This is a genomic window from Burkholderia aenigmatica (assembly GCF_902499175.1).
GTDB lineage: Bacteria > Pseudomonadota > Gammaproteobacteria > Burkholderiales > Burkholderiaceae > Burkholderia > Burkholderia aenigmatica.
The window spans coordinates 1-5,804 of sequence record NZ_CABVQC010000132.1; the positions used below are offsets into that span (position 1 = coordinate 1).

6 protein-coding genes are annotated in these 5,804 nt (G+C 64.7%); 4 read left to right on the forward strand and 2 right to left on the reverse strand.

The features are described 5' to 3' along the window. Positions 1 to 334: 334 nt before the first annotated feature. Positions 335 to 733, forward strand: a complete 399-nt coding sequence (locus tag BDO18943_RS42055; protein ID WP_043179609.1) for a GreA/GreB family elongation factor — start codon at positions 335 to 337, stop codon at positions 731 to 733. Between the two features lie 177 nt (positions 734 to 910). Here the strand turns inward: BDO18943_RS42055 and BDO18943_RS42060 are convergent, their stop codons facing one another. Beyond that, complete coding sequence (locus BDO18943_RS42060) at positions 911 to 2,038, reverse strand: porin (protein ID WP_175026686.1); 1,128 nt, start codon at positions 2,036 to 2,038, stop codon at positions 911 to 913. A gap of 600 nt (positions 2,039 to 2,638) precedes the next feature. Between BDO18943_RS42060 and BDO18943_RS42065 the strand changes: the two genes are divergently transcribed. Next, positions 2,639 to 3,010 (forward strand): YXWGXW repeat-containing protein, encoded by a 372-nt coding sequence (locus BDO18943_RS42065; RefSeq protein ID WP_175026688.1) that lies wholly within the window; start codon positions 2,639 to 2,641, stop codon positions 3,008 to 3,010. 493 nt (positions 3,011 to 3,503) lie between these two features. On the opposite strand, the gene BDO18943_RS42070 is transcribed toward BDO18943_RS42065, so the two are convergent. After that, positions 3,504 to 3,890 carry a winged helix-turn-helix transcriptional regulator gene (locus BDO18943_RS42070; protein ID WP_175026690.1) on the reverse strand — a complete coding sequence of 129 codons (387 nt, stop codon included), beginning with the start codon at positions 3,888 to 3,890 and terminating at the stop codon, positions 3,504 to 3,506. 329 nt (positions 3,891 to 4,219) lie between these two features. Between BDO18943_RS42070 and BDO18943_RS42075 the strand changes: the two genes are divergently transcribed. Then, positions 4,220 to 4,696 carry a nuclear transport factor 2 family protein gene (locus BDO18943_RS42075; RefSeq protein ID WP_175026691.1) on the forward strand — a complete coding sequence of 159 codons (477 nt, stop codon included), beginning with the start codon at positions 4,220 to 4,222 and terminating at the stop codon, positions 4,694 to 4,696. A gap of 221 nt (positions 4,697 to 4,917) precedes the next feature. Then, entirely contained in the window at positions 4,918 to 5,733 is an 816-nt protein-coding gene (locus tag BDO18943_RS42080; RefSeq protein WP_175026692.1) for a helix-turn-helix transcriptional regulator, read from the forward strand. The last annotated feature ends 71 nt before the right edge of the window (positions 5,734 to 5,804 follow it).

A 5,804-nucleotide genomic window follows, 5' to 3' on the forward strand; every position in this document is an offset into this window, starting at 1 on the left:
ATAACCCTTAGTCCTGCTTCACAGGGTGGGGGAATTTGCGCGACCATAAGTGGGGGAGTTTCAACTGACCGTCCGGGTATACGTCAATCGACCTTCCATTCACCATGTACGCGCTCACGCCCCTTTCGGTTTCGCCGTCCGGCCCGGCCGGCGTGCGCGCGCGCGCCGGTCATCCGGCGCATCCCCTCGCTCGACGCACGGCCCAGGCGCCGCTCGCCCCTGCCCGGCGCCTGATCTGACGGCTCGGTCTCCTCCCGGAGCCAGGTCAGACAGGCTCCGGGCGATCCTCATAGGCACGCCACGCCTGCCCCTGCCGATCATTTGGAGAACTGCCATGAAACAACGCCTTTACCAGTTGACCGAACTCGACGTCGCTCGCCTCGAGAAGCACGCCGAACACAACCCGCGCTTCCAGACGATGCTCGATACGCTGCTCGAGCGCGCCGACATCGTCCAGCCCGACGCCATCAAGGCGAACGTCGTCACGATGAACTCGCAAATCACGCTGCTCGACGAAGCGACCCAGGAACAAGCCACCTGGACGATTGTTTATCCGGATGCTGCCAATCTCGAGCACGGCCGCCTGAACGTCTTCTCGCCCGTCGGCATGGCACTGCTGGGCACCCAGCGAGGCCAGATGGTCAAGGTGATGCAGCCGAGCGGCGCCGAAAAGTTGATGAAGGTCGCCGCGATCGTGTTCCAGCCGGAAGCCAACGGCGAATACACGCGCTGACGCCACCTGCCGCCGGCACCGCGCCGCAACGGCGCTCAACGAAAAAAGCGAGGCACAGGCCTCGCTTTTTTGCATCCGGACGATGCGAATCGTCGACAACTCATTCCGCAGACGAAAAAAAAGGCGCCCGAAGGCGCCTTTTTCGATGCTGCGTAGCGGGTTACCCCGCCGTCACGCTTAGAAGCGGTGACGCAGACCAACCGTTGCTGCGGTTTGGTTGATCGACGAGCTCGGCAGCGTGTTGATGTCGCCGTTGTAGATCGATGCGCCAACGCCGTTCTTCGCTGCACGCTGGTACACAGCTTGTGCGTAGACGTCCGTGCGCTTCGACAGTGCGTAGTCAGCCTGCAGACCGAACTGGTTCCAGTGCGTGCTGCCGTTGTTGATCTTCGCGTTCGTGTACGTGTAAGCAGCGCCCAGGCCGAGAGCCGGCGTCAGGTTGTACTTTGCGTTGACTTCGTAGTTGTCGGTGCGAACCGAACCCGTGCCAACTGCATTGTTGTCCAGACGTGCTTGCGTCCATGCAGCGCCGACTTGTGCCGGGCCGAATGCATAACCAGCAGCAGCACCGTACGTGCGGACGCGGCCTTGGCTAGCGATGCCACCGATTGCCGACGACGTTGCGCCGTTACCGTTGGAACCGTCACCCAGGTTTGCTTGCGAGTATGCAGCAGCCAGCTTCAGACCTTGGAACTGGTATGCAGCACCCGCGCTGTATGCACGGTTGTTGCCGAAGTTCGTGTTGTTCGAGAACGAGTACGTGCCGCCGAATTGCAGGCCAGCGTAGTTCGCGCTCGTGAACTTGATCGTGTTGTTCGATGCGACATCGCCGTTCGTGCTCAGGCGGTCGAGGTTCAGCGGGTGCGCGAAGTACGTGCCGCCCCACGAACCCGTTGCCGTCAGCGGCGCCAGGTAGTCTTGCGTTGCGTCATACTGCTTACCCAGCGTGACCGTGCCGTACTGGCTCGACAGGCCGACGAAGGCTTGACGGTTGAACATGCCGCCGTTGTTGCCCAGCTTGCCGTTACCGATGCCGAAGCCGCTTTCCAACGTGAAGATTGCCTTCAGGCCGCCACCGAGGTCTTCCGAACCACGCAGGCCGAAACGGCTTTGGTCGATACCCGAGCCCATCGACCACAGCGACTTGCCGTTCACCGGCCGGCCAGCTGCGTTAACGCCCGTTGCGACGTTGCTTTGGTAGGTGATGCCTGCGTCCAGCACGCCGTACAGCGTGACGCTGCTTTGCGCGTGAGCGACGGTAGCGAACGATGCTGCAGCTGCTGCAACGATCAGAGTCTTGTTCATTCGTGGAGCTCCCTTCTAAAAAGAGGCAGGTCTCGCGACCTTGTTCATAAACGGTCTGCAACCGCCCGGGAGCGCCATCGATCCTGCTGGCCGCGCCCGGATAGTTGCCCGTTTGGGAACCGTGAGTTTAGGGGTGTACCCTAGGCGAGCGATCCGCAAATAAAGAAATAAGCTTTTCCAGAACTAGAAATAATAGAAATGGGGCCGCGTTATAAGTATTTGTTTTGACGTTTGTTTTTGACTTCTTGACGGGGGCTTTTTGGAGGCTTCCATCGCATCATTCTTTCATGTCATCGTCTTGACGGTTGCATAGAAACAACAAACGGATTCGGCGAGACACCCCGTAATCGGCAAATTTTACCCGATTCAGCCTCGAATTCCAGGCTCCGGACACCTAAAACGCGTCCGTCGGCCAGTAAACAGGGCGCGACGCTCGTACAGCGGGCACCCCGATCAGTTGCTGAAACAGAAAGCCCCCCGCCCACCAGCGGTTCACCCGCCCGCCGTGACACACCGTAACAGCCTTAACCGCTCGCGTAACCCGGCCGGCCGACTGGCAGGCTAACGTAAGACAGCCTCGAATACAGAACAGGACACGCCATGAATCGACGCTCGTTGTTGCGCGCCATCGGATTGACCGCCGCCTTCGTCGGCACCGGCTGGCTGCGTGCCGCCTCGGCCCAGCCCGCGCCACCCGCGTACCGGCCGTCCGGTCCGAACGGCGTACCCGGCGGGCCGCCCTATGGGGACCGCCCGGGCTTCGCGCCGCCAGCCGCCCGGCACGACCGCCGCCCGCCGCCACCACGGCCGCACGGCTATATATGGACGGACGGCTACTGGCGCTGGCAGCGTGGCCGCTATATATGGGTGTCCGGCCGCTGGGTCGCGCGGCGCCCCGGGCGTAGGTGGGTGCCCGGCTACTGGCGCCGTCAGGGACCGACGTGGATCTACGTCGACGGTACGTGGCGATAGGCAAGCACCTGGGATCCGGCCGATGGCCGGCCCGGAACCGGGTGGCGCGGGCGAATCCGCGCCGTTCGACTCCGACATCGTGACGCCTGGCAGGCGCCTCCGCGAATCCTGCCCCACTCCGCCCCGATGCCGGCGCGCAAACCGGTGCCGAGGCGTCCGGTCACTCAACTTCGACCATCGACATGTCCGCCGACCTACGGCGCACCGCCCCGTCTCGACCGGATCCTGCCGAACCCGCCGTGCGCCATGCGGCGGAAGACCGCCGCTTCGGTCGCCCCCGCACCTGCCCTTGCAAACGGGGCACCGCCAGCGCATTGCCGCATTCGGGACAAACGGAATACGCCGAAGCATCGACGATCCTGTCCATCCTGATCAAATCATTCGGATACCGAAATCATGCGGTGGCGATACACACGCAGTTTCGCCATGCCTCGCCGCATCGCCCCCGATCCGCAGCACAACACCCATCGACAGGACAGCGCGAGCGTCCCGCTCAGCGCCCGCCGCCCTCCAGCTCCCGTGCACGACGTCGCGCGGCGCAGATCGCGCGATGATGTTCGTCGGCCCACCGGATCATCGCCTGCATCGGCGTCAGAAACCAACGCCCGAGGTCGGTCAGCGCATATTCGACGCGCGGCGGCACTTCGGCGAACAGCGTGCGACTGACGAAGCCGTCCTGCTCGAGCCGCTTGAGCGTGCGCGACAGCATCTGGTTCGACACATCGCCGATCGCACGGCCCAGTTCGTTGAAGCGCATCGTGCCGCCGGACAGCGCTTCGAGCACGAGCAGGCTCCACTGGTCGCCGATGCGGTCGAGCACATCGCGGATCGGGCACGGCTGATCGAGTTCGACGGTTTCATCGGCGGGCTGGAACGGCATGGCTGGATTCTCTTTCACGGGCAACGCACGGTCAGCGCGGTGTGACCTGTTCACACCGCGCTGACTTCTTGTGACGGGTTCGCGGCAACTGTACCATTCGATCGGCCCGACAGCCGCGCGGATTCGCCAGTTGAACGAAGCATGATGACGACGTGCGACCTCGCCCTGCCCATACCGTGACGTTACGGACCGGGCGGCGAATCTGTCGCGTCGATCAGGTACATGCATCCGCAACCAGGTCCCTTCGCCCGCCGATCGGCACGGCCGCGTCAACCCGCCGTCGCGCATCGCGCACCAACCCACGCTTCGTCAGACAAGGAACCCGCTACATGCCATTGCTCCGCTCCCCCGTTCGCGCCGTTGCCGCGCTCGTCCTGCTGGCCGCGTCGACGGCCGCGCTGGCGGCCGGCCCGGCCACCCGCGACCTGGCCGCCGAGGAAGCCAACCGCCAACTCGTACTGACGTTCTACGACCGCTTCTTCAACAAGCACGAAGCGGTCGAGGCCGCCGCCGTCGTCGCGGACGACTACAAGCAGCACAACCCGCACGTGCCGGACGGCAAGAAGCCGTTCGTGTCGTACTTCGTCGGCGCCTTCCAGAAGAACCCGGCATCGCGCGCACGCATCGTGCGCAGCGCAACCGACGGCGACCTCGTCTACCTGCACGTGCATGCAACCGAGCGTCCGGGCGACCGTGGCGAAGCCGTCGTCGACATCTTCCGCGTGAAGGACGGCAAGATCGTCGAACACTGGGACGTGATCCAGCCGGTGCCCGAAACGGCCGCGAACGCGAACACGATGTTCTGACCGCCGGGGCGGAACGCGGTGCGCAACGAAGCGCGCCGCCCGTCGACGGACGATCGGCCGCCCGCCGCGCAAGCGCACATGCCCCGCGGCGGCGAAGTCCCCTACAATCGAGCTTCGCCGCCGCGCCGGCCTCCGTCCCGCATGACCGCACCGCCGCCGGCGCGCCGTCGTATGCGAAGCACGGCCGGCACGGGCGGCCGTTCGCGAAGACGGTGTCAACGATGAGCCCCGCCCACATTTCCCTCAGCAATGCCGGCGACCTGGTCGCCAGCCTCGGCAGTCCGCTGTTTCCCGCCCGGCTTTGGGCGTGGCTGCGCGAAACTGTCGATCCGCAGTCCCATTACAGCGTCGCGACGCGCTACCGTCGCGACGCGCCGTCGCAATCGGTCGACAGCGTCGACGTGCTGTTCTTCGCGGGCGGCGACGATCCCGACGGCACGCGCCACGCGCTCGATCTGTATACACAGGGCGACTGGCGCACCGACACGCTGCTCCCGCATATCGAGCGCGCCACCGATTCGCAGCTCGTGTTCTCGTGCAACGAGGAAATCGACACGGCGACCGAATACGGCCGCCATTTCGCGCTCGGCGAACTCGGCGAAGACTGCACGCTGCTCGGCAGCGAGCGCGACTATGTCTATGCGTTCTCGCTGTTCCGCCGGCGCGGCCAGCCGTCCTATACGCTGGCCGAACTGGCGCTGCTGCGCCAGCTCGGCGATTTCGTGCTGCCGCTCCTGATCCAGCATGCGCGGCTCGCCCGCCTGACGCCGCGCTCGGACGACGGCGCACTGCTGCAGCGGTTCGAACAGCGCCTGTCGGCCAGCGGCACGGCGCTGTCGCAGCGCGAACGGCTCGTGTGCCGCGCGGTGCTGCAAGGGCAACCGGTCCCGCAGATCGCCGATACGCTCGCGCTCAAGCCGAGCAGCGTGCGCACCTATCTCGGGCGCGCGCTCGCGAAGCTCGGCGTCGCGAACCGGGCCGGGCTGTTCGCGTGGTGCGTGACCGAAGAGGAAGCGCCGGAGGATCGCGGTCACTAGTGTAGCGTTCGATTCTTGATTGAACGTAAATGAATCGCCTGCCTCCAACGTCTACTTTGGTTTGCATTGGA

What these genes read in the sequence shown, in the direction of transcription:
- BDO18943_RS42060 (WP_175026686.1), bottom strand. Translation starts at nt 2,038, where the DNA reads ATGAACAAGACTCTGATCGTTGCAGCAGCTGCAGCATCGTTCGCTACC.
- BDO18943_RS42070 (WP_175026690.1), bottom strand. Translation starts at nt 3,890, where the DNA reads ATGCCGTTCCAGCCCGCCGATGAAACCGTCGAACTCGATCAGCCGTGC.
- BDO18943_RS42075 (WP_175026691.1), top strand. Translation starts at nt 4,220, where the DNA reads ATGCCATTGCTCCGCTCCCCCGTTCGCGCCGTTGCCGCGCTCGTCCTG.
- BDO18943_RS42065 (WP_175026688.1), top strand. Translation starts at nt 2,639, where the DNA reads ATGAATCGACGCTCGTTGTTGCGCGCCATCGGATTGACCGCCGCCTTC.
- BDO18943_RS42055 (WP_043179609.1), top strand. Translation starts at nt 335, where the DNA reads ATGAAACAACGCCTTTACCAGTTGACCGAACTCGACGTCGCTCGCCTC.
- BDO18943_RS42080 (WP_175026692.1), top strand. Translation starts at nt 4,918, where the DNA reads ATGAGCCCCGCCCACATTTCCCTCAGCAATGCCGGCGACCTGGTCGCC.